This is a genomic window from Phyllobacterium sophorae (assembly GCF_003010965.1).
Lineage (GTDB): Bacteria > Pseudomonadota > Alphaproteobacteria > Rhizobiales > Rhizobiaceae > Phyllobacterium > Phyllobacterium sophorae.
On the sequence record NZ_PGGM01000003.1, the window covers coordinates 414,631 to 440,024 of the forward strand.

Sequence of the window (25,394 nt, forward strand, 5' to 3'; positions counted from 1 at the left end):
TATAGTATAACGGATCATTGATCCGTTTGCCAGTTCGGAGGTTCGCAGTCCTATGTCCAGCTCGTTCGCTGAAACCCGCGCGCACACCGCCGGCTTACCCGCTATTCTTTCCATCTCTCCCATTACATTGCCGTCCCCGGGACGAGGCGTTGACCTGCACGTTCGGGTTTCCTTACCGATCGCAGGCGACGCGCTGCCCGTCATCATCTTCTCGCACGGCAATGGCCAGTCATTTCACGCCTATGGCCCCCTCGCCGATTATTGGGCAGCACATGGCTTCGCCTTGATCCAGCCAACACACCTGGATTCGCGGATGCTCGGCCTTGCCCCGGACGATCCTCGCCGCCCCCAATTCTGGCGCTTTCGTGAGCAAGACCTTGCCGCCGTTCTCGACGGGCTCGATCGCATCGAGAACGAAGCATTGATGATCCGGGGGCGGCTCGATCACTCGCGCATCGCGGTTGCTGGCCATTCGTGGGGCGCGCAGACCACCAGTACCTTGCTTGGCGCCACCCATCCCGATCCCGACGACGGATCGGTGGTCAATAGGAAGGACAACCGCGTGAAGGCGGGCGTGCTGCTGGCGGCGCCAGGTCGAGGCAATGACCTGACCGAATATGCAGCCCGTACCTACCCATTCATGTATCCAGATTTCTCGACCATGACGGCGCCGACCCTGATCATCGTCGGCGACCGTGATGTGGGCAGGCTTTCGACACGTGGCGCCGAATGGTGGCGTGATGCCTACGATTTGAGCCCCTCACCCAAGGCATTGTTTACAGCCTTTGGCGGCGAGCATGCTCTTGGCGGCATCCCTGGTTACGAGGCGCGCGAGACGACAGACGAACGGCCCCAGCGGGTCGCCGCGATCCAGCGCCTTTCAACCTCCTTCCTCCGCAGCGCGCTCTATCCCGGCGATCCCGCATTTTCGGATACGGTCGCGACGCAGGCAGCCGATGCTGCGCCGGAAGGCAGCGTCGAGACGAAGTAGGCCGCCGGACGCGCCTTTTACGGCTCCCTCGTAACGCGCGTCCAGCCCTTCCACGGTTGCGCTACACCATCACCACAAACAGGAGTTTCACATGAACACGATCCTCATCACCGGCAGCTCGTCCGGCTTCGGGCTTGAGACTGCCCGCTATTTCCTCGATCGCGACTGGACTGTCATTGCCACGATGCGCACGCCTCGTGGGGATCTGTTGCCCGCATCCGAACGGCTGCGCGTCGTTGCACTCGATGTGACCGACGCTGCCAACATCACTCGTGCTCTGGACGAAGCAGGGCCGATCGACGCCCTCGTCAACAATGCCGGTGCCGGTCTGATGGGTGCGCTGGAAGGCGTGTCGATCGACGCGACACGCCAGCTTTTCGAGCTGAACACGTTCGGCACCATGGCGATGTCGCAAGCGGTAATGCCCGGCTTCCGTGCGCAAGGGACGGGCGTGATCGTCAATGTGTCGTCCGCCGTGACGCTCAAGCCGTTGCCGATGTTGTCCGCCTATACGGCCAGCAAGGCGGCCGTAGAAGCATTCAGCGAAAACATGGCGTTGGAGGTGGAGCCGTTTGGGGTGCGCGTTCGGCTGATCGTCCCCGGTCGAGCGCCGGAAACCTCCTTTAGCGCGACCGCCCGCGACCGCTCGCAGAACGGCATACCCGAAGCCTATGCCGGCTGGGCGAAACAGGTGTTCTCCGCAACGCCACCGCAGCCGGCCGAAATCACCACTGCGAGCGACGTGGCAAAAGCGGTCTGGCAGGCAGTGAGCGATGCCTCTTCGCCGTTTCGCATCCCGGCCGGCGCGGATGCCGTAACGCTTGCCGCACAGGTCGCATAACGGCTTACTTCTGCCCCCTTCACCGGCCGGATCGTTCGATGAGATCCGGCCGTCCCGCTCGGAAGAGTCGAATGAGCCGATGCGCTCCGTCATCCCAATTTCACTCGCTCCCAAGAGACCCTGAGATGAAGCCATTGGCTATTAGACTTTCAACGTATTCGCGCTCGTGCCGTGCGCCGCGTTCCCAGAGAAGTTCAAGAAGCGGATCCCATATATGCGGCTTAGCTAGTAATCCGTTGGCGACTGCCATATCAAGTCCGGTCAGATGTTCGCAATGAAGGTGCCCAATCACACTCGCTTTGGTTGATGCAATCAAATTTGCCCGCACAGCCACCTTCGCCGTCCGGGCTTCCATACTCCGAACTGCCTTCTGGCAAAAAAAATGATCTAGCTGATATCGCGATTCTGGTCATTTAAGTTTACAGCATCAACTGAAACCGGAAGAGACATCGAGCTTTTCCTTTCGTTGATGCTAGGACCTAAGACAAACTCATTACCCAGCTGTGTCACATTTGAAGAGGTGACGAAGCTCGCAAGTCCTGAAAGAGATTCCCTTCCGGCTACAACACTGATCGCACAAAACTTGCGGTCTCCTGTTTAGTCGGATTGTCAAAGATTTGATCAGGTTTTCCGATCTCGTGGATCTGGCCCTTGTAAAAGAAGGCGATCCGATCCGAAACTTCGCGTGCGAACCTCATCTCATGGGTAACCACGATCATGGTCATCCCTTCTTTCGACAGCATACGAAGCGTGTCCAGGACTTCGCCTACCAGTTGCGGATCGAGTGCCGATGTAACCTCATCAAACAGCATATAGTCCGGAGACATCGCCAGAGCTCTCGCTATGGCCATTCGTTGCTGCTGGCCGCCTGAAAGGCGCGATGGGAACACCGAGAGCTTTTCCCTTAATCCAACGTGAGATAGCTGTTCGACAGCGATTGCTTCGGCCTCTTCTTTGGACTTTCGGAGGACCTTTCTCAGGGCAAGTGTGACGTTCTCCAGCACCGTCAGGTGCGGAAAGGCGTTCCACTGCTGAAAGACGATTCCGATACGGCGGCGCAGCTTGTTAAGATCCGTGTTCTTTGAATGCACCTCCACCCCGTCGACGGTTATGCGACCTTGCTGAATTCCCTCCAGGCCATTGATGCACATCAGCATCGTCGACTTACCAGATCCCGATCCGCCGATCATCGACAGGACTTCACCCTTCTGGACCGTCAAATCCACGCCGTTCAGCACATGCAGCGCACCGAATTGCTTATGTACGTTCTCGATTGCAATCATTGCATGCCCCACTTTTTCTCAAGTTGATTTCCGAGCCTGGCAATTGGGAAGCTCATGAAGAAGTAGATCAGCCCGGTGATGCACAAAATCAGCAAGGGCTCCTGAACACGGGATGTCACGATCTGCGAACTGCGCAGGAGTTCAACGATACCAATCCATAGGACGAGTGCTGTGTCTTTCATCACACCGAGAGTTAGACCGATCCAGCTCGGAAAGACGACCCTTGTGGCAATCGGTAGCGTGATCGACGTGAGTTCCTGCAACCAGCTGAGGCCGAGAGATCTTGCCGCTCGGCGTGTCGTCAGAGGGACGGCGCCAACGCCGCTTCTGACAATTTCGGTACAGAATGCCGATGCGTAGATACCCAAACATAGGCAGCCGACGGCAAATGTTGGCCAATTCAGCTTGAGGATGCTGTTGAACGAATTGAATAGCACGAGCTGAATGAGGAGCGGAACAGACCGGAATACGTCGAGGACGGCACCAAGAGCGTTACTGATCCACCAGGGAGAACCTGACCTGATTAGGCCAAACACTACGCCGAGACATGTCCCGATCAGAACGGAGACGAGGGTAATCGCGATCGTGGTCGCTGCTCCGTAAAGCAGGAACTGGAAGTCGCCCCAAGTAAATGATCCACCAAAATACATCGCGACCTCCTAATACCGGAACAAGCGCCATGCCACGATGCGCGCTGACAACGTGAAGGCCTTTGAAATGATGTAGTAGAGGCAAGCCGCGACGAAGAAATACTCGAAGGTTCTATAGGTCACGACATTGAGCTTCTGGGTCACGCCCGTGAGGTCGGTGGTCAAGCCAACGATGATGCCCAAGGAGCTCATGAGGATGGACCATACCATCTGGTTGGTCATGGCATGGAAAACCGCCCGCAACATCTGCGGGATCACAATATGCCACATGGTTTGCACGGTACCCATTCCGAGCGAACGCGCGGCTCTCGTCTGTGTTTCCGGAACGGCCAAGAACCCGCCGCGGAACGTTTCTGCAAGGTAGCCCGCATTGTTGAAGGTGATCCCGAACAGGAGTGCAGCATAGGAACCAACCTGCAGCCCGAGCGATCCCAGGCCGAAGTAAAGCATATAGATTTGGAACAAGGCCGGCGTGTTTCTTGCCGTCTCAATCCAGACGTCGGCCGGCCAAGACAGGTACTTTTTCCCTGATCGTTTGCCAAGCGCCAGGAAAATGGCAAGAACTGTTCCAAGCAACATGGCCAGGCCGGCGATCTCAATCGTGACCAGAGCGCCCCATAGCATGTCAGGAAGCGAGCGCAGGACCGGCCTCCACTGGAAATGATAATCCATTTGATACCTCATTCTCTGTAGCGCCCGCGAGCGATCCCCATTGGCGCCTGATCGGTTGCGATCGGGCGCCCCTTTTGGGCGAGGTAAAGCGGTTATCGATAGACGCCGGGAACGGTGAGGTCTGGTGCCGCACCGGCGTCGTCGCCAATCCACTTCTTGTAGAGTTCCGCGTAGCGACCGGAGCGAACCTGGCGGTTCAGGAACAGGTTGACGTAGTTAAGCAACCCCTGCTCCTGGCGCTTGACGATCAGGGCGCAATAGTCGGCATCGACCGGAGCATCGCCGACCACCTTCAGGCCCGGATACTTGCCAGACTCGATGATTGCCGAAGCAATGGTGGAGGTGGTGTAAGTCGCATCAAGGCGCTTTTGGCCCAGCGCCAGGAAGGTGTCGGACTGGCTCTGGAACGTCAGCAACTGCCAGTTTGGATCATTCGCCGCTTTGACCTGTTCGGCGAGTGCAAGCGTTTCGTATGCGCCGGCCGGACCTCCGACCGGGTGCCCCTTGATATCGTCCGGCCCTTTGATGCCTGACTCTTCGCGCGCCAATACGATCGTCTTGAATACGAAATAGGGGATTGAGAATCCCACGGTCTTGGCGCGTTCCAACGTATCGGACGCGACTGCAACGGCCACATCGGCTCGGCCCGACAGAACGGCCGGGATACGATCGTTCTCGGGTGTGTCTACGATCTCGACTTCGACGCCAAGCGCCTTGCCGAGGTCGTTGCAGTAATCCACGTCGAAACCGATCGGATTGTTGTTCGCATCACGCGAGCCGTTCGGGGGGAAATCGAGCTCCACGGCGCAGCGAAGCTTGCCGGCACCGATGATGTCGTCAAGCTGGTCAGCATGGGCACCGGTCCCGCAAATCGTTGCGGCTGCAAGAGCCATAAGCGGAATAATTCTATTCATTTCCAGTTCCTCTCTTTATTGAATTTTCGCATATCGGCTATCGTATACGCTGATATTTGGATATCGTATACGATGGTCCTTCGGAGTCAATCGATGCGGCTATATCCTGTCGCCCGCAATCATCGCGCGTGCTATGCGGCAAGCGGCAAGATCCCAGGCAGCGCAGCCAACGCTCTTGAAAAACACTGGTCCTGCAATATTCGCCGGGCTCTTGAGCACGTCGCCGAGGGAAATCACAGCAGACCAATCGGCGCCGGCCAAAATAAGGTCGCCAGCTTCATGGCGTGCGCCGGCAGGATCGTCGACGACAATGGTACTTGCTAATACCGTCTGTCTTCCCACTTCGGCTGCGTCCGGCGTAAAGGTCCCTACCCCCACAATAAGCCGGTCCTGCACCGCCGCTTGCACATAAACCGGTGTCTTGCTCGTGGTCAGCGTGATCACAACGTCAATGCGTGACCAGTCACCGTCCACAAATGGCTTGGCGGAGCAGGAAGAATGCCTGGCACAAAACTGTTCCTCTTCATGCTGGGAAATTCCGGCGACGACGAGGTCTAAATCAGGATAGTAGGATGAGAGCGCATGCGCATGCGTTGAAGCCTGCTTGCCTGTGCCAATGATCGCAATTGTCTTCGGCGGTGCTTTGCGAAGTCGGTTGATGGCCGACAGAGTCACCGCCGCTGTTCGCCGACCTGTTACTGTCGGACCGTCGAGGGCAAACAGGGAGATCCCGGTGACGGCGTCATAGGCCACAACTTCTCCATTGATTGTCGGAAGATTGCAGGAGAAATTCGAAGGACATACGCTGACCAATTTATGGATCGCGATGTCCTGAGCGCTGGCGGGCATGGAGAGCATGATGCCGCCCGCCGCTAGAGGAGTAACCAACCGTTCCGGACTGGTGATTGTGCCGGCGGTGTATTCGGCCACCGCTCTCTCCAGCTCCCCGACAAGCAAATCGAAGGGAAGCAGTTTTTCCGTCGAAGGAGCATCGAAGCGCTGGATCATCTTTAGTTCACCAGAAAACCAAACTTGAGTGGATCGGCTTCATCAATCACCCAGTTTGCGAAGCCACAAATGTGCGCGCTGCCTTCCACTTCCGGGATAACCGCATTAAATTCCCCGACCTTGGTCTCGGAAAGCACGCGCCCCTTGAAGATTGTTCCGATGATCGATTCATTGACGAGCGTGTCAGAAGCGGCCATCTCACCACGAAGGTAGAGCTGCGCAACACGACCAGCTGTGCCAGATCCCGTGGGCGAGCGATCAACCGCGCGGTCAGCATAGACACAGCAGTTGGCCTGTGTGGACCCCTCGTGACGGGGATCACCGTAGACCATCACACCATAGACATTATTGAACTCTGGGATCTCCGGGTGCACAAACGGCATCTTGGCGTTAACAGCGGTTTTGATTTCGTATCCAAGCTGCATGACGCGCTCGGCGTCTGCCTCACGGATCTCAACGCCGAACTTTCTTCCATCAACGTAGAAATACGTGGCGCCGCCGTAGGCGACATCGCCCGTCACTTCACCGAAGCTCGGCGTCGAAATGGTAACGTCGCGGCTGAAAATGAACGACGGTACGTTAATAAACCGGACCGAGCCGACGCGTTTACCATCCCATTGGACATAGGCCTCGATAAAGCCGCAGGGTGCATCGATGCCGACCTTCGTCTCCGGCGCCTTCCGCTCAATCCAGCCAAGCTCTACTGCGGCGGTGGCCAACGCAATCACGCCGTGACCGCAATGCGGGCTATAACCCATATTGTTGAGAAAGATCACCCCGAAGTCGGCCTCGGGACTGACCGGTTCGGTCAGATATCCACCGTAAAGATCCTTGTGACCACGCGGTTCCAGCAGCACTGCGCGACGATAGTGATCGGCATTCTGTTCGAGCCAGGCGATGCGTTCGACGATCGTCTTACCGGGAATTTTGGGCAGTCCCTGGGTGACAAGGCGAAATGTTTCCCCGCAAGTGTGCAGCTCGACTGTGGCCAGGAACCGATCGAATTTCATGTTGTTTCCTCTCTCTAACGGCCAGCTTCCGACCGTCATTTCACTATTTAAGATATCGTATACGATCTACTATAAGTGTCAAGATGGTTTCTTTCATTCCTGCCGGGCTCTCACCTGGATGGCTGGAAGAGGCAAACTCTGCAGGCTAACGCGGGGTGGTTCAGAAACGGCTTTCCAGCGGCATTTATTGGGCCAGATCGCTTCAACTCAAGTCGACTGACGCATGAAGAAGAGGCCCGGTAGATCGGCAGTGAAGCCCCATTTTTCGTAAAAGGGCACCATGTCCTCGAGGCAATAGAGTTCGCGATGCTTCACTTGCGAGAGGAGTGGATCCGTCATGACGGTCGCCATCAAAAGTCGACCGAGCCCGGTGTTGCGCCATATATCTTTGACGATGATGTCGAAAATCATCGCCTTGTAGGCACCGTCAGTCATCGCCCGCGCAAATGCGACGAGTTCCTCGTTTAGCGGATCTATGAAGGCAAAAATCGGCCCGGCATTCCTCATCAGCTTTTCCACATCCGCTTTTTGCCGGCCTTTGGTCCACCACTCCTGTTGAAAGAGGTCCACCAGTTGATCCACCTGCACTGGCGTCAGATCTCGCCGCAGTTCCAGTCTGTTTTTGTCAAGTGTCATGTCGCAACCTTCATATTTGAATAAACCGTCTTCGGATTTCACGAACCTTCGCCCGCCAGCGTCCGAAGCCGCTGAAGCTCGCCCAGTGCGATCGGGATGCCGGATTGATCAGCTGCTGCGCGGTTCGCGAACCGTCGCGCGCCTGGCAACCGATCCTGACCAGCGTCGACCAACTGGGCACAAAGAAGCGCCAGACGAGATTCAAAATTCGTCAAACCGCCGCAATTTGGGTCGATCACGATCAGGAGCTGCCCCGCCTTTGGGGTCTGCGCTCCAGGAAAGCCGGTGAAGTCATTTTCGAACGAGAATTGCCCGCCCGTGACCGCTCCAGCAAGAATCTCGACAAACAGAGCGATCGACGAGCCCTTGTATCCGCCGAAGGTGTTCAGCGCGCCGCCCGCCAAAATCGCATGAGGATCAATCGTCGGGTTGCCATCACGGTCAACGCCTGTCCCGCTCGGAACGGGTTTATTAGCGAGAGCATGCAGGCGGACCTCGCCATTGGCCATGACACTGGTGGCCTGATCGACCACCAAAGGCTGGGCATCGTGAACCGGCACTGCAAAGGCGATCGGATTGGTCCCATAAACAGCCAAACGACCACCATGAGGAACCACGTTCGCAAGCCCGTTCACCGCAGTGATGGCCATGTATCCGGCCAGGGCGAAGGGCTCCACATCCGGCCACAGCGCACTGAAATGATGAGAATTACGGATCGCGACAATGGCTATGCCAGTCTCGCGAACGGTGCGTCGGATCAGTTGGTCGGCAGACGCCAGCGCCCTCTGGGCAAAGCCGTTGCGAGCGTCAATGCGAATGAAAGACGGTCCAAACTGCGCGATGTCGGGGACCGCCCGGCCGTCAACCCATCCCGATCGCAGCGAATCCACATAGCCGGGCATTCGGAAAATGCCGTGGCTGAGCGCATTGTCACGTTCGCAGCCGGCACAGTTTTCCGCCAGGATATCAGCGGTCTCTGATGAGGTGCGGTTGTTGATGAGAATCGCCTTGAGGAGCAACTTCAATTCCTGAAAGCTGACACGTGGGTCCTGCGGATCGGCCTTATCAGTCATTGGCCAAAAACTTCTTCAGGCAATTCTCGAGCAGCCGAGAGACATTGTTGTTGTAGTCGTTGTGCGAAAGGCTCCCGCAAAATGTGATCGAGCCAACGGCAAACAGGCCGCCTCCCGTTTTGGGCCGTCCGTAGACGATGTTGGAGCTTATGCCGCCATATTCTCGCGGTGTTCCGTCGAATACGCCCGGCAACAGAAGTTCTTCAAACGTTGTGTGGAACGACGGCCCATGACCTTCGGAAAAAGCGACAACCGTCGCAAAATCCGGCGTGCCGAGGTCGCCCGCTGCCTGATCAATCTCAAAGCCAGCCGCTCCGCCCCCGGACAGTCCGAAGTCGCCAATCCGTTCACTGGACGATATGCCTTCGAAAAGAAACGCGAGATCGTCCCGGTACGAGGCAGGCGTCCGAACGTAATAAGAGCCTTCGAATCCTCCCTCGGCCGTAAAGCCGACCCCTGCAACCATTTGCGGGGGAATTCCATTGCGGCGCCACAAACCCCCATACTCTCCGTCCAACTGATGGTAATATTCGCCTGGCTGGCTTGCCCATACCCGCATGCCGCCTTCGGCACGCCGGACCTCGATCAGGTGCGGCATGTCACTGTGACGGCCGATCTTCCAATAAAAGCCGTTGCCGCCGAGATACATGAGGTTGCCACCAGCTTCCCGGTAGGCAATCAGGGCCTCGACTGTGCGCCGGGTGTGATACTCGGGATGCGTCCCTGTCAGAACGACGTCATAGGGTGACAAGGCAGCAAGACCGTCCCGATCGAGATCCTCATCTGTAATCACATCGAAAGCGAAGCCCTTTTCCTCAAGCCAATCTGTCAGATGCGAGTCCGCAGAAAAATGCCGCATGCCTGATCCTTTCGAATCGAAGTAGATGAGGTACTGCGGGCGCATGGTCAGGATGGGACGCAGGCGTGACGACAGGGTTATGCCGGAGCCGTCGGGATGCCGGCTATAGGTCGAGTAACCGTAGGCGCCGACCTCATCAGGATTGTGCGGATAGGCATTCCAGGCGGCCACTCTTTCCACAAGCTCGCCGGCAAAGTTTCCGCGAGCGAAGTTCGCATAGGCCAAATAAGTGAACGTCGGCACCAAAAAGACGATCTTCTGCCGCTCCGTTCGTGCACCGGGTATGACATAAAATGGTATCGTGTCCTTGCTGTCGCCGTTATCGATCTCAAGTCCGTAAACCCCTGAGCGCGTCCCCTCAGGTACATCGATTTGGATCGTCGTCTGCCAGCCGCAATCGCTGAGGTCGTCGGAATGAAAGGCGATCGCCGCGTATTCGAGCGGCGCCTGCTTCCAGTCCATATTGCGGCCGGACCATGCGGACGATCTGACGGCGCGGGTCGGCATGTTGATCAATGAGAGGCGCCGCCCCGGCTCTTTTTCATCTGCCACCCAGGCCTCACGGGCGTCTCCACCGAAATCCCAGCTGGCTACAACCTCCCACGTCCGCTCCTGCTTCCCCGTCGCATCCACGCCTCTTGTGCTCAGCGATGGATTTTCAATCGAACCGTTGAAGCTCTGTTCAGGGTGCTTCCGCCACAAGGCGGCGAAGCAGATATGATCGACCCCGGCCAGCGCGCGGCTCGTGACATATGAAACGCTAGCACTGTGCGCGTCAGCGCCACTTTTTTGTGGATCCTGTGAGACAGTAACTGAAACGCCGTCCCGATCGAAAGCGACCTCGAGACGGGACCAGCAATCCTTGGTCAAGCCGACGCCCACTTCATATGAGAGTTCTGTGCCCAGCTGCCGCAGAAACAGTTTATTGTCACGGGTGACCATTGCCACTCCTTCGGTCGCATCGGCATTCTGCAATGAGAAAAGCGTCTGAACAAAATCGGAAGGCAGTCTCGGCATGACCAGCAGATCGACCTTGACCGCAGCTTGATCGCTTAACGCCGGAATGGGGCCAAACGCGCAGGAGCCGAGAAATGCCTGTTGCTTGAAAGCCGCGTATCGTGGGGCGAGACCGAATTCGGCCTCCTCGATCTTCATGCCGGGTCCGTCCGGGTTCGGATCGCAGCAGATCAGTCGAAGCGCACGCGCGGTTACGGGCCGATTGTCTCGCGATGAAATCTTGAATTCCAAAGTGCCGCCTGGCTCCGCGCTCAACGGCGTAACGTATCCAATCAAACTCGGTAACTTTTGTGCGTTCATCGCCGACTATCCCATTTACCGCCAATATAGAATATCGTATACGATCATGTGTCAAGACATTTGCGGCAGAATCGTATATGAGCTACGTTATTCGATTTGGAAGCCAGATTTGCCGATTGTGGAGGAAACCTTGCCGCTAAAAGTTCAAAATTTGCCCTCTCTCGGCAGCACACCGCCGACCTCCGATATAATCGCCAAATACATCCGCGAGGCGATCATAACCGGCGGCTTGGATGAAAATGAACCCATCCGTCAGGATGACATCGCCAGGCTTTTTGACGTTAGTAAAATTCCCGTCCGGGAAGCCTTGAAACGGTTGGAAGCTGAAGGTCTTGTCGAGTTTCAACGAAACCGCGGCGCTGTAGTGACCAGCGTCACGGAACCTGAGATCGCTGAGATTTTTGAAGTCAGAGGCATGCTGGAAGCAAATGCGTTGCGACTGTCGATACCGCGCATGACCGACCGCACGTTTCAGCTAGCCGAAGAATATTGCGATGCCTTCGCACGCGAGACGGATGTTGCTCGCTGGGCCGAACTGAACTGGCAATTCCATTCTTGTCTCTACGAAGATGCCAACAAGCCATTCCTGCTCAATCTCATCCGGTCCGTGAACGATCGAATTGAACGTTACCTTCGTATTCAATTGACGTTGTCAGGTGGGACAGGCGTGGATGACCGGGAGCACCGTCAAATTCTTGCTGCTTGCCGAGGTCGAAATATAGATCTGGCATCGGAGCTTTTGGTCAAGCATATAACCAAGGCGTGCGAGTCTCTTCTGAGCAACCTGCCGAAAATTAGAGGTCCTAAGCAACTGATCTGAACCCTTTAAACTGGAGCTTTGGCCAGCGTTTGTCGGCGGTTTTCTGGGAGGGAAAGTAACCAATCCCACAGTTGGGAGGTTCTGGAGTGCCATAGCGTGACTACAGAGGACGTCAAGGCCTGACGACAATGACGCGCGGCATCGCGAGGTTCGACCTTTTATGAAGCTATGACAATACCGCGGCGAAGAAATGCCGTTCTTCGTGAAGTCATGGCAGCACGGCAACTCAAAGAACTACAAGCCCTCGGCGTTTAGGTCTTTGACGTAGAGACGTCCCATGGGCGACGTAGAGGAGCGCGTGAAACCTCTCTTTTCGAAGGACTTCTGCGCAATGCGCATATGATCTCCGACCCGCGATTGAGAGTTCACCAAAGGTATGCCAGCCGCATTGCCGCAGTCGTACGAAGACAGACTGAATACGTTGCCCCCCTCCTTTCGCCAGCTGAACGCGATTTCAATGGGAGCCACCCGAACGAACACCGTCTTGTAATCAATGCAGGGATAGACCACGCATAAACGTTGTGTTGACAGTATCATCATAATCTGGGGCCATAATCTGCCGAACGGAATTTATTGATGCAATCAACAAACGAACTCCGCCGCTTTAATTCGTTCTATATCGCAAAGTTCGGACTGCTGGATGAGCGTTATTCAAAGAGCGGTCATACGATCGCAATGCATAAGGTCGCATCACAAATCTCGGCGGCGGGAACAACAACCGCTACCCAGCTTGCGTCCGTCTTGAGCATGGACAAGGCGCAGATCAGTCGCATTCTTTCACGAATGTTCTCGCTTGGCCTTATCGATAAAACGGTAGACAAATGGAACTTAAAATCTCGGTTGATCCAGCTGTCCGACCGTGGGCGCACCCTTCTTGACGAATTTGATCGCGAGGCGGAAGCATCGTTGCAGGCCGTGGTCGGTAATCGATCCGCTTCCGGGAGACGCCGTCTGCTCGAAGCAACGCAGGAAATAACATCAATCCTTGGAACCGCCGGATACACCGGCGATGGCAAAACGATCATCCGGGATATCAGACAGGGCGAGGCAGGATGGGTGATTCACCGGCATTCAACCATTTTTTCCCGGGACTATCCAAAATCACCTCAGCCGGAGGCTCAGCTTATCGCAGATTTCGCGAACATGAGAACTAGCGCCGGCCAGCGGAGCGATTGCATGAAGGTCGCTTTAAGAGACGGCGATATTGTGGGTTGGGTGTTTATTCGAGCCCAGAAGAAGAAGCAGACGGCCGAACTGGTGCATTTGTGTGTCGAACCGACCTCCCGCAGAATCGGCGTCGGTACAACGTTGCTTCAAGCGGCGCTTGCTGGCTGTGCCTCCAAAGTGAAGACACTGTTGGCAAGAGCTGATGCACAACCAGACTTTCCAATCAATTTCTTTGAAAAGAACGGGTTCCACCCTCCCCGCACACCAAGTTCGGAAAAGGGACTTTACCTGAAGGCAATTGACCGTCCTTAGAAAGATGCCTGCAGATCTTGCTGCGGGTTGAGTCGTATCGCCAGTACGCCACACATGTGTTGGTATTGATTCTTACATGAGGGCGCAGCGAGCAAGCAGATCTGCCCAGAGCAGGGCAGCTAGCGTGGCTCATCTTCCGCCATAGCAAGGTCACAAGAGCGCTATGTCAATGGTATATTCTTGGACTACATGGATCAGCCTACACGCAACTGATCAGCTGAACTCTTACCCGATCTTTTGTCCTGGACTATTTCATAGCTGACTTTCTGACCATCGTTCAGCCCACCCAATCCGGCGCGCTCGACAGCGGAAATATGTACGAACACGTCAGCGCCGCCGTTATCAGGCTGTATAAACCCAAAACCCTTGGTGGAATTGAACCATTTGACTGTACCTGTAGGCATCTGCGCATCCTCTTTTTCAACCGAAACGACAACGTATCGAGGGCATTCCCACATATCAAGCCGCTGAGCCCTGAGACCTTCACCAGTCGCGTGGCCTCTTCGAAGACTGATTTGTTCGGAGGAGGAATTGTACTGCGGATTTCACTTCGCATATTCCGTCCTTCTTTGGCGCGACCTTCGCGGTTGCCAAGACGAAGGAACGCGATTTGGCGAACGGGGTAGAAAATAGACCTCGTCACCTCTACTATTCGAGACGAAGCACTTTGCGCTGACTGCTCAGGAGCGAACCTGATGAAGCCGAGAATTTCGGTAGTTACCCTTGGTGTCAATGACCTGGAAAAGGCGGTCGAATTCTACCGCGGTCTTGGTCTACCCACTGATGGTATCGTGGGGCGGGAATTCGAGCATGGAGCAGTTGCATTCTTCGACCTGACCTCAGGATTGAAATTGGCGCTCTGGGCGCAGGACGACATCGCTCACGATACGGGACTTCCCAAGACCGCTCCGAGCCCCACTGCATTCACTGTTGGTCACAACGTGTCGCGGAAGGATGAAGTTGACGAAGTAATGGAACAGGCCCGCATTGCCGGAGCCACGATCGTCAAAAGTGCGCAAGACACGTTCTACGGCGGGTATGCGGGCTATTTCCGGGACCCTGACGGGCATGTTTGGGAAATCGTCTGGAATCCTGCTCTTGTTCCGACAGATTAGTCCGGCCCTATGGAGCATGTGTCACAGCCACCTGTTAAGTTAAGTTACCGCCAAGACTGCTCCAGTGTCGTACTGACGCACAAAATCTACTCGCGCGCCGTTCCAGTGATAGCAGTAGTGCCGCCCTTGGACAGGAATGGTTATGGCGTCCGGCCAGAAGATGCCGATACAACATTGACCAGGCATTCGAACGCTGTTCCACAAGAGGCCATCGCTTCCCGCCGCCCTAAGTCCACGTCCCTCAACTTGGGAAGCGGTGTAATTGTGCGGATGAAGAACGTCAGGCACCGCGTTCACGTCATCCAGTGCTCGGTCCACGCTGCCCACCAGGACGCGAAAGTCCGACGTCCACCCCGGAGGCTGAGGCGTTGAACGCATGAATTTCTGATGGTGATGGATTGTTTCGGCGACAGCGACTTCTTCACTGTCGCCGGCATAGTAGATACCATAACTTCCGTCCGTGAAGCGACTTGGCCGCCCTGTTGAGCAATGGACAAATGGGGCCATCACATAACTAGCGCCGACGCCCGAAACGCGTCGGTTCGCGGGTACCTTGCCAAGATCGCCCACCTCAAATCGAATGCGCGGATTCGTTTTCGCCTCGACAGCGACAAGGGCCTCCCAGTCACGGGGGTCGGCGATGTCCTCGAACAAATCGATAGGCGGATAGATCGACCTGATGATGCGGTAGGTTTTTGGCCACTGTACCTGGGATCGGACAGCAAGGCCACTTACCATGCACTGCGCTCCGCATCGAGCCATTCTCGCATCACCGCAAGATCAGAAAGTTCGCCCTGAAGCATCACGTCGAGCGCTGACTGACCGCCAAAGGCCGTATTGGGCGCTTTTATCCACTCATATCCTCGTGCTGGGTCCTTAAACAGGTGTCGCACCCCCTTATGGATACCCATCAGGTGAGCCATCCGCATTTTCAGGTCTCGATCGACACGCCCCACGTTGCCTTCTTTCCATCGTGCCCAAGTGCGGGCTGACAAACCACCGAGCAAGGTGCAAGCTTGTGCGTCTGTGAGTTTCCAAGCGTTGAAGAGGTTCACCGTTGTGCGGGCGAGCGCGCCTGCTTCCACGTCAGTGATTTCAGTGGATGATCTGTTGAATGGAGTCGAAGCAATCGGTTGGAGCTGCATAGCATCCTCTCTTTCTGGCATAAAAATAGCATATTATTGCCAATTGGCAAGGTTCGTCTCTCAACGGCCAAACCAAACAAAAGAAATGTTTGAGAACGTCAATCTCGTCGCGCTCTTATTGTTGGGCGGGGACATTGGTCAGATAGTATCAGAGGTTACGGGAACCGTGTGGCACTTGCTCCATAATGCCGGATTAGTCGGCTACCGAGGACTACCGTCGCCGCTGTGAATTTGGGAGAATTGGGAATGGCAAGACAAGGCGCAATACCAGGACCGACGGCTCCAAAATACGATACTGGCCGCTTTGGGGAGTGTCAGATTGCTGTCGAGGATGGCCTGCTCCAGCTTTTAGGTGATGCCGTTGAGGCGGGCTGGGGGAACGGCGGAAGTGGTCGAGGCAATCGCTGTCGCTGAAAAGACGCAGCTCGCGGAAGACAAATTCGTTGGGCCGTCAATTGACATCTTCTTATGAAAGTTTCTCAAAAAGAACTGAAGCGCGATGTCAAAACAGCCGCCAAGCCCACCATGCGGAATACTGAAGCAAATTCCGGCCGGATTGCATCCAAGCTGCCTTTACTACCCCGCGAGTATTGCGCCGGCGGCAGTGTCGGACAATCCTTGAAAGGCACAAACAGAGAACCCAAGACTGCAATGGCAAACCCCACTTCGCGACAGACCCGCAATCCCAAAGGCGACTATATTATCCACGTGAGAGAAGCATATAGCCTCAACTCAGATTGGATGCCGACTCGCCGCTACCATTCTGGAACGGTCTTATTTGAGGAACGGAGCGGCAAAATACACTTTACTCATGTGAATCACATCACACTGAAGCTCAGAAAGCGGCACTTTTGCGTACCCGACGACGCAACTGCTGACGCAAAAGCCCGCGCTGCCGAATACAAGCGCTATGTTCGTGCGCTTGAACTGTACCGGGAGTTCTACAGGCGTACGGGGCAACGCTATGAATTGTTGCGCGAGGCGGACAGGTCCCTGCCCTATCTGCCGCAAGGTCTCAGCGTCTGAGACGGCCCAAGTCAGCTCAACTGGCAGCATCAAGCGCGCTGAAATTTCTGCTTGACATGCAAATGGATGTTCCCTATTTGTTCTCGCATGGAAAAACAGCGCAACAGATCTTTTTCGGGCGGGACGCACTTTTTGTGCCAGGCTCCACTGCGCTCCATACGAATACGTTAAACTCCCAAAAATTCTATCTCAGAGTTTGCGTAAGCGGACATACGTGTCCGGGAGGTGTCGTATGGTTAAGTACTTCGATGACAATACAAAAATCCGTAACGAAGATACTCAATCGGTCCGCAACGCGGCATCGTTGAACAGCTTTCTCCCGAAAGAAACCGTCAAATGTCGCGGCGATGCGGTGTTCCGTACACAGGCAGCCCGTGACCTTGCATGTCTCTTGGATATCGATCCGGACGTCGATACCTGGCAGTGCCTTCCGCTCGTCTTGGGGAATGGCGGAGACTGGCATATTCCGGACTTTGTCGTGGATCGTCGCGGCACACGCATTCTCGCTGACAGCGGAACGGGGCCGGACTGGGCGTGCCAGGCAGCGGTAGCCGCCGGATATATTTATGAAGTTACAGACACCACAAACAGCAAGCTTGCTGTCCGCCTGCAGAATGCCAGGGATCTTCTGCGTTATGCCGGACATCGGGTCGTTCTCGGGGACAAAGTCAGGCTCCTGGCCTTCCTCGAAGAACACGGCTCCATGCCGATCGTATCTTGTCTGCCGCTGCTCCAGCATTGCCGGGATCCGATCGGTGTCATTGCGAGGTTATGCCTCGACCAAGCCCTCCATATTGCACTTGATGACGAGGCAATAGGCCCGGAAACCCGAGTTCGACGGATAAAATAAAGCCACTATCGAAATTCCACTCTGCGGACGCCACTGGCCTCCGCGATAGGAGGATATTGCCATGAAATACAAAAAAACTGATATCGCTGGCGGTCATGCGCTCAATGAGGACATCGTCCGGCTTGAGAGCCTTTTGAGAGACTTGCGGGCAATCCGCGACGGCGACGCTCCGTCTGAAGCAACCCTGTTGGCCGCACCGGTCCTCAGTCATTGGACCTATGCCCGACGCCTCTCTCCATGCTTCACCGGGTACATGTCGGGTCATCCGGACATCGGGGAAGGACACTACGGCGTCACAAGCGAGATCTGGTTCACCGATCCGCAATACCGGTTCGTGCGCAGTCTCTCCCGATTCTACCGCCTCGGCATGCCCGCCCGGGTTTCCGGAAGCCTCAACTGATGGAGGAAGATCATGAAGCACAGTCAATCATCCTTCACACCTAATCCGGCATGGTCCGGGTTCGAGAACACGGCAGTGCTGATCGCCCGGATTCTGATCTTGCAGGCTATCAGGCACGGTGGTTTTCAGAAGCTTCTGACCGGGTGGCCGTGCGTGATTGGTCTGGTCCTGAACAAGGACCATGACCCGGATCTCTTTGACAGGGCCGTCGTTCGGCTGATGGACATCGCCGGGTTCGGTCAATTCCGGCCATCCTACGAAATCCTGTCTTTCGGAACGGTCCGGAAGAAGCGGCGGAGGAGCGAACTCATTGACGAGATGGCGGCAACAAAAACGGTGATCGGGATCGCCGCGGCGGAGCGCGACTTCCCTGGCGATTTTGTGCTGGCCTGTGACGGTATCCTACAGGTCGCTGCACTGGATGGCAGAACCCTGAAAGGGGTTTTGCGTTCCGTGACCGGTACTGACTTTTCAGACGCTGAGGTCGAGACGTTTCTGGAAATCCCGATTGCAAAGCTTGGCGCGATTATCCGGCGCGGGCGGGACCCGCAGGTGGTTCGTGCGAAACTTAGGCAATGTCTGGCAAATGCGGAGGTTAAGGATATCGAGGACGAGATGCCGCCTTCCCTATCCGATCTTTCGGGCTATGGAGAAGCGGCCGAATGGGGGTTCGCTCTCGCTGCAGACCTTGAAGACTACCGGGCCGGAAATATCGCTTGGCGGGACGTCGACAAGGGGCTGCTGCTCGCCGGGCCGACAGGTACAGGAAAAACTATGTTCGCCCGTGCCCTCGCCACCACCTGTCAAATGCCACTCTTCCCGCATTCAGCGGCCAAGTGGCAGGCCTGCGGCCATCTCGGCGAAATGCTCGCCGCAATGCGTAAGGCATTTCACGAAGCGCATCAGAACAGCCCCGCCATCCTGTTCATTGATGAGATCGACGCTGTCGGTGATCGGACTGCGTTCTTGGGAGAGAACAAAGATTACAGCCGTCAGGTGGTTAATGGACTTCTCGAATGTATCGACGGCTCCGACAAGCGCGAGGGTGTTGTGATTATCGGAGCCACGAACATGCCGCAACATCTTGACGCCGCCTTGTTGCGCCCGGGCCGATTGGAGAGGACAATCGAAATCCCGCTGCCCGACGCCGAGGCACGTGCAGGGATTCTAGAGTATTATCTTGAGGGCTTAGTGCCTGAAGCTGATTTGGGTGACCTGGCTTCGTCCATGGAAGGCATGTCGGGTGCCGACATCGAGATGTGGGTGCGTTCAGTCCGGCGCTCTGCCCGGACGCAGCGGAGACCGGTCGGACGGGATGTTTTTCTTTCGCTGCAACCGAAGCGGCGCGTCCTGTCACAAGATGACTTTCAGCGGGCCTGTATTCATGAAGCCGGGCACATCGTCGTCGGGTTAGCGCTTCGTGATGACCTTCAGGCAGAACTTGTGGGCGTGAGCGCGTCGATCGATCCGCCGCAGAATTCTATCGCCGCTGCATCTACTCAGTTCAGGCGCGCGCCCACAAGTTTCAGGGGACTCAAAAACTACCTGGCTGAGGCAACTCTGCTGTTGGGGGGTATCGCGGCCGAGCTCGAGATTTATGGAGACTTTACCGAAGGCGCTGGAGGGTCAGAGGCGTCGGATCTCTACCAGGCGTCGGTGGCTGTCGGCGTGGCGGAGCTTTGTCGTGGCTTCGGTTCGAGCCTCGTCGCCCTTGTTCCCCCAAGTGCGGAAGACGTTGCGGCAGTGCTTCGGGCAAGTCCGGATTCCCGCAGAAAGGTCGACGTGATTTTGAAGAAATGTCTCACTCGAGCGAGAGAGCTGGTTGCTTCAGACCGGTCTGCGGTGACCGGGCTGGCGGAATCCTTGATGGAACGAAAACATCTAATGTCTGAGGAGGTAGCCGTCATTGTGGCTTCGGTAAGGAACGGAAGAACTTAGGCTTAATCGGTCCATTCCTCGCCTTCAGTCAGGGGGCCGCCTTTACGGAGGAAATCTTTGGCGGAAGTTTTCTTCTCGTATTTTACCGCCACGAGGATGTACCGCCGATCAGGCTCCGCGATAATCTGCTCGCCTTCTGTGTCTGCGGCCGAAAGCAGTTCGTCGAAGGCGTCCTTGGCTTCATCGATCGACCAGACTTTTTTAACCACAGGAATCCTTTCAATCATAAGCGAGCTTATATCGAATATACGTGAACCATGCCTTTTCCGCTATTCCACCGGACGAAAACGGTGCGAATTCTTTGCATGTCATGCATATTCGGGAATCCTGTCAGAAGACGATTTCATCGATACGGGCAAGTTGCCGGAAAATCGATCGCGGTCGAAAGCTGGTTTCCGGCAGCGTCGTTGGGGCTGGATCGTGTTAAACCCAGCCCACTTCCTCGCTATTCGTCTTCGAAACCTTCAAAATAGTCCTTCAAAATCACGTCATAGATTTCAAAGAGCATTTCTCTGAGTTTGATGAGCTCGCGGTTTGACAACTCATCGCTACCGGAACCGGCGAAATCCTTCAGAGCCCGCAGGTCAGACGGCCCGGTGTCGGTGTCGACTTCTCCGTATCGACACCCTTCCGGAACAGAGTCATCACACGCGCCGCCAGCGCGATTCGGACCCGAGGGTCAGCTTGGTACTCTCCATAGCAAGAACCTTCCTTGAATATGCACGATTGGAAATTTAGATCGTGTCTATTCGGTTCATTGCTTCGCTCTTGAGTTGACGGTAGCGCCGTTTGGGAGGCGTCCTCAACCATGCCGTCGGTCGACGTGCAAGAAGTATTACTGGCAGACAAGAGAAACGCTTCGCCATGGTAATTGCAAAAGATGGGCCCCAGGTGTTGATGCTGTGGGAAAGCCGGGTCACGCTTGGTCGACGACAGTTTTTTTCGGGAACAGAGTGATGCCAGTTTATCCGAAAGTGAAAGTCGATCTGACACAATCCACTGATTACCCGCTGGCGATGCTCAGCAAGGTGCTAGTCAAATTGCGGGAGGCAAATGTGCCTTCGTCCATGATTGAACAGATCGGCAGTGAAGCGCTTTCGGGAGATTACGAGAAGGTGCTGACAACCTGCCGAAAGTACGTGGACATCGGACGTTAACTGTTGGTTTAACAAATATTTACACATTGAACTAAAATGAACTGTTTCATTTGATCTGGGGGTCGTTGCATGCCGAGATTCAAACTGATCGTTCTGGATACGAGTGTCGTAAGCGAATTTTCGAAGCTTAAGCCAAAAGAAGCGTTCTTGGAATTCCTTGACGAGTATGCCTCGCACCATCTCGCTATCCCGTTTCCGGTGCTGGTGGAACTGACTACCGGTATAGAGAAAAAAATGGCGGAACAGCCGCTGCGGGCACGGCAACTTCGGCGTTGGTTGAACCTGCTGATGGCGACTGACATTCAGTTCCTCCCGGCTGACGAACGCGTATGTTCGATATACTCCAAGATGCTGGTCATGCCACAGTTGCGTAACTTCTGGATCGTATGTCCTGGATCGAATAAAAAGCCGGGTATGGATCTTATGATTGCAGCTACGGCAATCGCTTATGGTTGTCCGGTCGCAACGTCAAACGTGAAGGATTTCATCGAGATTCACGACTATTTTCCGCTACAGGGTATATTTAATCCCTCTAATGGAGAATGGGCCGTACTGCCATCATTGCTTGGTCCGCCAGATAAATTGTTGCACCAGCCGATGCATTCTGCCTGAGCCTGTGCAGGGGATATTGCCCGCTAGCCTACGCACCGGTCGTCGGCCTGGAACGCAATAAACTCCAGTCCTTTAAGAGAACGCATCGGCTATCGAAATATCTGTCCACGTAGACGCTGTTCCAGCAGGCTGTTTTCTTGCCGCCGGCAGACTCACTCTTGGAGATCCATCCAGTTTGAGGGCCTTAAATGACAACGTTCCATGCTCATGATTTCGTCGCGCCGCCGATCAATTCAAGCGATCCATCAATGTACGAGACGAGCGGTCAGACAATGTCAGCCTCTGAACTGGCGGACGATGAATCCGCACTTTTTGCCGCCATAAACAAGAGGGGCCGTCTAAATTTTGCCCAAGCCCGATCAGATTTGAGCTGGCCGCCCGCCCGGTTAGCGTGCGCTTTTGCCAGGCTGGCCGCTCGCGGCCTGGTTGCTGACACCTCACCGGACAGCACACCAAGAGCGTCCGCCTGGAAAGCTCAGTGTGGCGCTGTTAGATCGCTTATCGGTGAGCGGGGCTGGTTGAGCACTTCTCAAGTCGACAAAGTCGCCAAAGCCATGGGTGTCCCCTGCCCGGTTGTTGCATGCGAGTATCTTTCACGCATTCAGTTGATCGAACGCTTGCCAGGAAATTCCACATTTTATGGACCGGTAGGATTGCCGTTCGAAAGTCAGCACGTGGTCAAAAAGGTTTCAAAACCGTTGTCTCTCTCTGAGCTCAGATTCATTGAAGCTGTGGAAGACGATTGCTCAACGCCTTTGGAGCTGGCGGCGCGCCTCAACTGCACCAGGCAGTGGATTGAGGTGATAGCAGGCGGACTGATGTGCAAAGGCTATATCGCTGGCGAACGCAGGGGAAGGCGTATTATCTATTCCAGCATGGCAAGGAAAGTTTCTTCTGAAAACCGGGCCGTCACATATTACGAGCTGGAAACGCCCGGACCGGCACAAGATTTCCGTCCGTAACAATGCGGGTATGGAGACGCGTTGGCCATCTTCTCCTGTAATGGCATCGAGATGAACGGAAGTAGCGATAACGCCGTTGCTATGTGAAAGCGCGATAACTCGATTCAAACGTTGAAGCGTTTTCCCCCATGAACTCGAGCGGCCCTATCGTCGTTGTCCGGCCCCCAAGAAATCGGGTGATCTCCAGTCCCTGCCGATTTGCGCCGGTAGAGTCTCTAATTCATCATGGGGAGTCGATTAAGGAGATGACAATGTTTGAAATGGAATCCCCGGAAATGGTGGCCGAATTTTTTCAGGCGCTCCTGCTGGCCGAGGAGCACAGAGACTACGCGCTGCTCGCTGATCAGTTCACATGCAACAGTGATTACATTATGAAACATGGCGCGGACGAAACCAGGAAAGATTTCGTCGCTTTGAAGGCGAGAGCGCAACCATTCATATCTCACGAAGCGATACACGGTCGCGGAGTGCTACTTGACCACAACCATCCCACGATCATAAAGCGGAAACTACGGCGTGCACGACAATCGGCAGTGTAGCGTCAAGGCTCGCCGCCTCCGGCCGGTTTTGAAAGACTTTGGACATAGTTGCGGTCATTCCACGCCTCGTTGATAGCGGCATTCAGATCTTTTGATCCGAATATCCCAATAACGCGGCCGGATGGTCCAATCAGCAGGTAACCGACGACATTTCCCTTTTCATCTACTTCTGCCCAGATGGAGTAGTCAGGTGGCAGTTTGGCTTGGACGAGAACCAGAAAACGTCTTGGTTTTGGTGCTCTTACCGCCTTTTTGAGAGATCGATGTGTACGCACGAACTTGTCGATTTCGGCAAGATCAAGGTAAACGTCTTCAAAAATCTCGTCTCCATTAGCCAGAAAATACCGGGTTTGGCCCTGGAAGACGTATTGGCAGACGTGATAAATCGGCTTCATTTTTCCATTCGCTTCAGCTGTGAGTTAAGGTGGGTGCACCGCTGAATAGAGGTTAATTCCTTCTTTTTCCTTATCAAATCGACCACGCTTGGGGCGACGAGGATCCGCGACTCTTAAATTAACCATATGTTTACTATGCTGTTGCATGGAATCGCGCCGTCGGCTATTCAGCGCTTCCCGACACGCAGTCGGCACTTGAAGGACCGGAAAAATGAAAACTGTCATAGGTAGAATCAAGCGGGACGCCCGCCTAGCCGTCATCTAACGGCACCGGTATGACAGACCGGTGTCCCAGACATCGGCTCCGGCGTCCCCCCAACATCGTGAGGGACAAAAATGCGCAAGCACACTTCCAACTCATCAAGCGGTTCGGGCAACCCTAAGGGTTCGCGCGGGCAGCGGCAAAACCATCTCAACGGCGCGTTTCTGCGCGCTGCGCGTAACGGCGCAGCGACACGGTCGCGCCCGCTCAAAATGACCTTCCGCCTGCAAAGCGCGGACCCGGTCGAGCGCATGGAAATGGTCATGGCCTGCCTCGCCAACGTCTTGGGCAAGGCCGAATAATCTTCGACAGTCATATCACGCTGGGAGACGGCCGCAATGCGGCTTGGCCCCGACGGCTATGCTCTGACCATCGCCGCTTCAAATCGCGGGACGGAATTCGTGTCCCGCCGATGAACACGCGTGGGCGGAATTCACCGCCCCCGCCAGGACCAAGGAGGTCAGCAATGCGTAACATTCAAAGTCAGTCTGCCTCCCGCGGCAGCTCAGCAACTCCTCGAATATGACAGTCGCCTGACGGGCTGAAACCGTCAGGTTCTGTCCGGGAGCAATCCCGTTTGCCGTCAACCGACCGGAAGCGCGAGCTCCCGGAACAGAGGAGCTATGCCATGAAGAACCGCAAGAAGTTGAAGGACCCTGCCCTTGGGAGCCGCGATCCGTTTGAAGCCGCCAGCGCACGGGAGGCTGGCGGCGATGCCTTCGAAAGAGGCTTGGTGATAAGGCGCTAAACACGCCTGACAGGCCCAACCGGGTCTGGGAGCCAGCCTCCGCAAGCCGGGCCAGCCGTCCCATCACCATGAGGAACGACCGGAACCTTCGCGGAATCATCGTCAACCCCAAAACCAGAAGGGAGATCAAATTTGAAAGCGGCCATGAACGCGATGCGGCCTACCTCCTCATCGCAAGTCCTGACGTCGTGGACGTCATCGAGCAGCCTCCGGCCGTCCCGTACGTCGACAGTCAGGGGAAGCAGCACTGGCACACGTTTGACCTCGCCGCCCGGCTGACCAGCGGCGAAAGGGGGGCATACCCCGTCAAGGCCACGTCCATGGTCGAGCGGAGCGGCATTGCCGAGGAGCTGAACCATATCCGTGACCAGGGCTCGGCTCCGTGGGCGGACCGGATCTGCCTCAGAACCGGAGAGCACATGTCCCGGGACGCCGCCGACAACGCCAGGCTCATCGCAGATGCCACGCGATGGAAGAATGCCGCTGACGTTGAAGTTGTCCGGGAGTTTGCCCGGACGCTCGTCGGAAGCATCGCCATCCGGACTCTCACAGACGCGACCATTCCCGCCGCCGCGGGGATGCAGGCCGTGCTTTGCCTTCTCGCAGAAGGCTTTCTCAACCTCAGCGGAACGGGGCTCATCGAATACTCGAGCCACGTTCAGCTCTGGACCAAACCAACCAACTGAAGGAGA

29 protein-coding genes are annotated in these 25,394 nt (G+C 55.7%); 15 read left to right on the forward strand and 14 right to left on the reverse strand.

What is annotated here, in order from left to right:
- Positions 1 to 52: 52 nt before the first annotated feature.
- Entirely contained in the window at positions 53 to 991 is a 939-nt protein-coding gene (locus CU103_RS09755) for an alpha/beta hydrolase family protein (RefSeq protein ID WP_106663696.1), read from the forward strand.
- A 91-nt stretch (positions 992 to 1,082) separates the two neighbouring features.
- Positions 1,083 to 1,832: an SDR family oxidoreductase gene (locus tag CU103_RS09760; protein WP_106663697.1), complete on the forward strand. Its 750-nt coding sequence runs from the start codon at positions 1,083 to 1,085 to the stop codon at positions 1,830 to 1,832.
- 560 nt (positions 1,833 to 2,392) lie between these two features.
- Here the strand turns inward: CU103_RS09760 and CU103_RS09770 are convergent.
- The 9 genes from CU103_RS09770 to CU103_RS09810 form a co-directional block, all read right to left on the reverse strand.
- Positions 2,393 to 3,115 carry an amino acid ABC transporter ATP-binding protein gene (locus tag CU103_RS09770; RefSeq protein ID WP_106663699.1) on the reverse strand — a complete coding sequence of 241 codons (723 nt, stop codon included), beginning with the start codon at positions 3,113 to 3,115 and terminating at the stop codon, positions 2,393 to 2,395.
- Positions 3,112 to 3,765, reverse strand: coding sequence for an amino acid ABC transporter permease (locus CU103_RS09775; RefSeq protein ID WP_106663700.1), 654 nt, complete (start codon positions 3,763 to 3,765; stop codon positions 3,112 to 3,114). The genes CU103_RS09770 and CU103_RS09775 overlap by 4 nt, the downstream gene beginning before the upstream one ends.
- A gap of 9 nt (positions 3,766 to 3,774) precedes the next feature.
- The gene (locus CU103_RS09780) at positions 3,775 to 4,437 is read right to left on the reverse strand and encodes an amino acid ABC transporter permease (protein WP_106663701.1); all 663 of its coding nucleotides are present in this window, start codon (positions 4,435 to 4,437) and stop codon (positions 3,775 to 3,777) included.
- Positions 4,438 to 4,529: 92 nt separating this feature from the next.
- Positions 4,530 to 5,351, reverse strand: a complete 822-nt coding sequence (locus tag CU103_RS09785) for a transporter substrate-binding domain-containing protein (RefSeq protein WP_106663702.1) — start codon at positions 5,349 to 5,351, stop codon at positions 4,530 to 4,532.
- A 99-nt stretch (positions 5,352 to 5,450) separates the two neighbouring features.
- Complete coding sequence (lhpI, locus tag CU103_RS09790) at positions 5,451 to 6,359, reverse strand: bifunctional Delta(1)-pyrroline-2-carboxylate/Delta(1)-piperideine-2-carboxylate reductase (protein ID WP_106663703.1); 909 nt, start codon at positions 6,357 to 6,359, stop codon at positions 5,451 to 5,453.
- Positions 6,360 to 6,361: 2 nt separating this feature from the next.
- The gene (lhpH, locus tag CU103_RS09795) at positions 6,362 to 7,369 is read right to left on the reverse strand and encodes a trans-3-hydroxy-L-proline dehydratase (protein ID WP_106663704.1); all 1,008 of its coding nucleotides are present in this window, start codon (positions 7,367 to 7,369) and stop codon (positions 6,362 to 6,364) included.
- Between the two features lie 207 nt (positions 7,370 to 7,576).
- A complete protein-coding gene (locus tag CU103_RS09800; protein WP_106663938.1) occupies positions 7,577 to 8,005 on the reverse strand; it encodes a GNAT family N-acetyltransferase in 429 nt (142 codons plus the stop codon).
- Between the two features lie 38 nt (positions 8,006 to 8,043).
- Positions 8,044 to 9,078, reverse strand: coding sequence for an Ldh family oxidoreductase (locus CU103_RS09805; RefSeq protein ID WP_106663705.1), 1,035 nt, complete (start codon positions 9,076 to 9,078; stop codon positions 8,044 to 8,046).
- Positions 9,071 to 11,254, reverse strand: a complete 2,184-nt coding sequence (locus tag CU103_RS09810) for a N,N-dimethylformamidase beta subunit family domain-containing protein (protein ID WP_106663706.1) — start codon at positions 11,252 to 11,254, stop codon at positions 9,071 to 9,073. The genes CU103_RS09805 and CU103_RS09810 overlap by 8 nt, the downstream gene beginning before the upstream one ends.
- 109 nt (positions 11,255 to 11,363) lie before the next feature.
- On the opposite strand from CU103_RS09810, the gene CU103_RS09815 reads away from it, so the two are divergent.
- Together CU103_RS09815 and CU103_RS09825 are read left to right on the forward strand one after the other, a co-directional pair.
- A complete protein-coding gene (locus CU103_RS09815; RefSeq protein WP_425350578.1) occupies positions 11,364 to 12,074 on the forward strand; it encodes a GntR family transcriptional regulator in 711 nt (236 codons plus the stop codon).
- A 747-nt stretch (positions 12,075 to 12,821) separates the two neighbouring features.
- Complete coding sequence (locus CU103_RS09825; RefSeq protein WP_245448716.1) at positions 12,822 to 13,553, forward strand: bifunctional helix-turn-helix transcriptional regulator/GNAT family N-acetyltransferase; 732 nt, start codon at positions 12,822 to 12,824, stop codon at positions 13,551 to 13,553.
- 194 nt (positions 13,554 to 13,747) lie between these two features.
- Here the strand turns inward: CU103_RS09825 and CU103_RS09830 are convergent, their stop codons facing one another.
- Positions 13,748 to 13,957: a cold-shock protein gene (locus CU103_RS09830; RefSeq protein WP_106663940.1), complete on the reverse strand. Its 210-nt coding sequence runs from the start codon at positions 13,955 to 13,957 to the stop codon at positions 13,748 to 13,750.
- Between the two features lie 291 nt (positions 13,958 to 14,248).
- Between CU103_RS09830 and CU103_RS09835 the strand changes: the two genes are divergently transcribed.
- Positions 14,249 to 14,668, forward strand: a complete 420-nt coding sequence (locus CU103_RS09835) for a VOC family protein (RefSeq protein WP_106663709.1) — start codon at positions 14,249 to 14,251, stop codon at positions 14,666 to 14,668.
- Between the two features lie 39 nt (positions 14,669 to 14,707).
- On the opposite strand, the gene CU103_RS09840 is transcribed toward CU103_RS09835, so the two are convergent.
- Positions 14,708 to 15,406 carry an RES family NAD+ phosphorylase gene (locus tag CU103_RS09840; protein WP_106663710.1) on the reverse strand — a complete coding sequence of 233 codons (699 nt, stop codon included), beginning with the start codon at positions 15,404 to 15,406 and terminating at the stop codon, positions 14,708 to 14,710.
- Positions 15,400 to 15,813, reverse strand: a complete 414-nt coding sequence (locus CU103_RS09845; protein ID WP_106663941.1) for an MbcA/ParS/Xre antitoxin family protein — start codon at positions 15,811 to 15,813, stop codon at positions 15,400 to 15,402. Before CU103_RS09845 ends, CU103_RS09840 begins: the two co-directional genes overlap by 7 nt.
- Positions 15,814 to 16,281: 468 nt before the next feature.
- Between CU103_RS09845 and CU103_RS09850 the strand changes: the two genes are divergently transcribed.
- From CU103_RS09850 to CU103_RS09865, 4 genes are all read left to right on the forward strand, one after another.
- Positions 16,282 to 16,839, forward strand: a complete 558-nt coding sequence (locus tag CU103_RS09850; protein ID WP_106663711.1) for a hypothetical protein — start codon at positions 16,282 to 16,284, stop codon at positions 16,837 to 16,839.
- A 232-nt stretch (positions 16,840 to 17,071) separates the two neighbouring features.
- On the forward strand, positions 17,072 to 17,689 hold the full coding sequence (locus CU103_RS09855; RefSeq protein WP_106663712.1) for a hypothetical protein: 618 nt from the start codon (positions 17,072 to 17,074) through the stop codon (positions 17,687 to 17,689).
- Between the two features lie 61 nt (positions 17,690 to 17,750).
- Positions 17,751 to 18,089, forward strand: a complete 339-nt coding sequence (locus CU103_RS09860; protein WP_106663713.1) for a DUF6634 family protein — start codon at positions 17,751 to 17,753, stop codon at positions 18,087 to 18,089.
- A gap of 12 nt (positions 18,090 to 18,101) precedes the next feature.
- The gene (locus CU103_RS09865) at positions 18,102 to 20,027 is read left to right on the forward strand and encodes an AAA family ATPase (protein ID WP_106663714.1); all 1,926 of its coding nucleotides are present in this window, start codon (positions 18,102 to 18,104) and stop codon (positions 20,025 to 20,027) included.
- 2 nt (positions 20,028 to 20,029) lie between these two features.
- On the opposite strand, the gene CU103_RS09870 is transcribed toward CU103_RS09865, so the two are convergent.
- Complete coding sequence (locus CU103_RS09870; RefSeq protein ID WP_146147774.1) at positions 20,030 to 20,254, reverse strand: hypothetical protein; 225 nt, start codon at positions 20,252 to 20,254, stop codon at positions 20,030 to 20,032.
- A 729-nt stretch (positions 20,255 to 20,983) separates the two neighbouring features.
- Between CU103_RS09870 and CU103_RS09875 the strand changes: the two genes are divergently transcribed.
- The 4 genes from CU103_RS09875 (at position 20,984) to CU103_RS09890 (ending at position 23,297) form a co-directional block, all read left to right on the forward strand.
- Positions 20,984 to 21,184: a hypothetical protein gene (locus CU103_RS09875; protein WP_106663716.1), complete on the forward strand. Its 201-nt coding sequence runs from the start codon at positions 20,984 to 20,986 to the stop codon at positions 21,182 to 21,184.
- A 69-nt stretch (positions 21,185 to 21,253) separates the two neighbouring features.
- Positions 21,254 to 21,796, forward strand: a complete 543-nt coding sequence (locus CU103_RS09880) for a PIN domain-containing protein (protein ID WP_106663717.1) — start codon at positions 21,254 to 21,256, stop codon at positions 21,794 to 21,796.
- Positions 21,797 to 21,984: 188 nt separating this feature from the next.
- Positions 21,985 to 22,758, forward strand: a complete 774-nt coding sequence (locus CU103_RS09885; RefSeq protein WP_106663718.1) for a hypothetical protein — start codon at positions 21,985 to 21,987, stop codon at positions 22,756 to 22,758.
- A gap of 251 nt (positions 22,759 to 23,009) precedes the next feature.
- Positions 23,010 to 23,297, forward strand: coding sequence for a hypothetical protein (locus tag CU103_RS09890; RefSeq protein WP_106663719.1), 288 nt, complete (start codon positions 23,010 to 23,012; stop codon positions 23,295 to 23,297).
- Positions 23,298 to 23,299: 2 nt separating this feature from the next.
- Here the strand turns inward: CU103_RS09890 and CU103_RS09895 are convergent, their stop codons facing one another.
- Positions 23,300 to 23,692 carry a hypothetical protein gene (locus CU103_RS09895; RefSeq protein WP_106663720.1) on the reverse strand — a complete coding sequence of 131 codons (393 nt, stop codon included), beginning with the start codon at positions 23,690 to 23,692 and terminating at the stop codon, positions 23,300 to 23,302.
- 336 nt (positions 23,693 to 24,028) lie between these two features.
- Between CU103_RS09895 and CU103_RS09900 the strand changes: the two genes are divergently transcribed.
- A complete protein-coding gene (locus tag CU103_RS09900; RefSeq protein ID WP_106663721.1) occupies positions 24,029 to 24,256 on the forward strand; it encodes a hypothetical protein in 228 nt (75 codons plus the stop codon).
- Positions 24,257 to 24,770: 514 nt separating this feature from the next.
- Positions 24,771 to 25,388, forward strand: coding sequence for a PDDEXK family nuclease (locus tag CU103_RS09905; RefSeq protein WP_106663722.1), 618 nt, complete (start codon positions 24,771 to 24,773; stop codon positions 25,386 to 25,388).
- Positions 25,389 to 25,394 lie beyond the last annotated feature (6 nt).

What these genes read in the sequence shown, in the direction of transcription:
- CU103_RS09755 (WP_106663696.1), top strand. Translation starts at nt 53, where the DNA reads ATGTCCAGCTCGTTCGCTGAAACCCGCGCGCACACCGCCGGCTTACCC.
- CU103_RS09760 (WP_106663697.1), top strand. Translation starts at nt 1,083, where the DNA reads ATGAACACGATCCTCATCACCGGCAGCTCGTCCGGCTTCGGGCTTGAG.
- CU103_RS09770 (WP_106663699.1), bottom strand. Translation starts at nt 3,115, where the DNA reads ATGATTGCAATCGAGAACGTACATAAGCAATTCGGTGCGCTGCATGTG.
- CU103_RS09775 (WP_106663700.1), bottom strand. Translation starts at nt 3,765, where the DNA reads ATGTATTTTGGTGGATCATTTACTTGGGGCGACTTCCAGTTCCTGCTT.
- CU103_RS09780 (WP_106663701.1), bottom strand. Translation starts at nt 4,437, where the DNA reads ATGGATTATCATTTCCAGTGGAGGCCGGTCCTGCGCTCGCTTCCTGAC.
- CU103_RS09785 (WP_106663702.1), bottom strand. Translation starts at nt 5,351, where the DNA reads ATGAATAGAATTATTCCGCTTATGGCTCTTGCAGCCGCAACGATTTGC.
- lhpI (WP_106663703.1), bottom strand. Translation starts at nt 6,359, where the DNA reads ATGATCCAGCGCTTCGATGCTCCTTCGACGGAAAAACTGCTTCCCTTC.
- lhpH (WP_106663704.1), bottom strand. Translation starts at nt 7,369, where the DNA reads ATGAAATTCGATCGGTTCCTGGCCACAGTCGAGCTGCACACTTGCGGG.
- CU103_RS09800 (WP_106663938.1), bottom strand. Translation starts at nt 8,005, where the DNA reads ATGACACTTGACAAAAACAGACTGGAACTGCGGCGAGATCTGACGCCA.
- CU103_RS09805 (WP_106663705.1), bottom strand. Translation starts at nt 9,078, where the DNA reads ATGACTGATAAGGCCGATCCGCAGGACCCACGTGTCAGCTTTCAGGAA.
- CU103_RS09810 (WP_106663706.1), bottom strand. Translation starts at nt 11,254, where the DNA reads ATGAACGCACAAAAGTTACCGAGTTTGATTGGATACGTTACGCCGTTG.
- CU103_RS09825 (WP_245448716.1), top strand. Translation starts at nt 12,822, where the DNA reads ATGGACAAGGCGCAGATCAGTCGCATTCTTTCACGAATGTTCTCGCTT.
- CU103_RS09830 (WP_106663940.1), bottom strand. Translation starts at nt 13,957, where the DNA reads ATGCCTACAGGTACAGTCAAATGGTTCAATTCCACCAAGGGTTTTGGG.
- CU103_RS09835 (WP_106663709.1), top strand. Translation starts at nt 14,249, where the DNA reads ATGAAGCCGAGAATTTCGGTAGTTACCCTTGGTGTCAATGACCTGGAA.
- CU103_RS09840 (WP_106663710.1), bottom strand. Translation starts at nt 15,406, where the DNA reads ATGGTAAGTGGCCTTGCTGTCCGATCCCAGGTACAGTGGCCAAAAACC.
- CU103_RS09845 (WP_106663941.1), bottom strand. Translation starts at nt 15,813, where the DNA reads ATGCAGCTCCAACCGATTGCTTCGACTCCATTCAACAGATCATCCACT.
- CU103_RS09850 (WP_106663711.1), top strand. Translation starts at nt 16,282, where the DNA reads ATGAAAGTTTCTCAAAAAGAACTGAAGCGCGATGTCAAAACAGCCGCC.
- CU103_RS09855 (WP_106663712.1), top strand. Translation starts at nt 17,072, where the DNA reads ATGGTTAAGTACTTCGATGACAATACAAAAATCCGTAACGAAGATACT.
- CU103_RS09860 (WP_106663713.1), top strand. Translation starts at nt 17,751, where the DNA reads ATGAAATACAAAAAAACTGATATCGCTGGCGGTCATGCGCTCAATGAG.
- CU103_RS09865 (WP_106663714.1), top strand. Translation starts at nt 18,102, where the DNA reads ATGAAGCACAGTCAATCATCCTTCACACCTAATCCGGCATGGTCCGGG.
- CU103_RS09870 (WP_146147774.1), bottom strand. Translation starts at nt 20,254, where the DNA reads ATGATTGAAAGGATTCCTGTGGTTAAAAAAGTCTGGTCGATCGATGAA.
- CU103_RS09875 (WP_106663716.1), top strand. Translation starts at nt 20,984, where the DNA reads ATGCCAGTTTATCCGAAAGTGAAAGTCGATCTGACACAATCCACTGAT.
- CU103_RS09880 (WP_106663717.1), top strand. Translation starts at nt 21,254, where the DNA reads ATGCCGAGATTCAAACTGATCGTTCTGGATACGAGTGTCGTAAGCGAA.
- CU103_RS09885 (WP_106663718.1), top strand. Translation starts at nt 21,985, where the DNA reads ATGACAACGTTCCATGCTCATGATTTCGTCGCGCCGCCGATCAATTCA.
- CU103_RS09890 (WP_106663719.1), top strand. Translation starts at nt 23,010, where the DNA reads ATGTTTGAAATGGAATCCCCGGAAATGGTGGCCGAATTTTTTCAGGCG.
- CU103_RS09895 (WP_106663720.1), bottom strand. Translation starts at nt 23,692, where the DNA reads ATGAAGCCGATTTATCACGTCTGCCAATACGTCTTCCAGGGCCAAACC.
- CU103_RS09900 (WP_106663721.1), top strand. Translation starts at nt 24,029, where the DNA reads ATGCGCAAGCACACTTCCAACTCATCAAGCGGTTCGGGCAACCCTAAG.
- CU103_RS09905 (WP_106663722.1), top strand. Translation starts at nt 24,771, where the DNA reads ATGAGGAACGACCGGAACCTTCGCGGAATCATCGTCAACCCCAAAACC.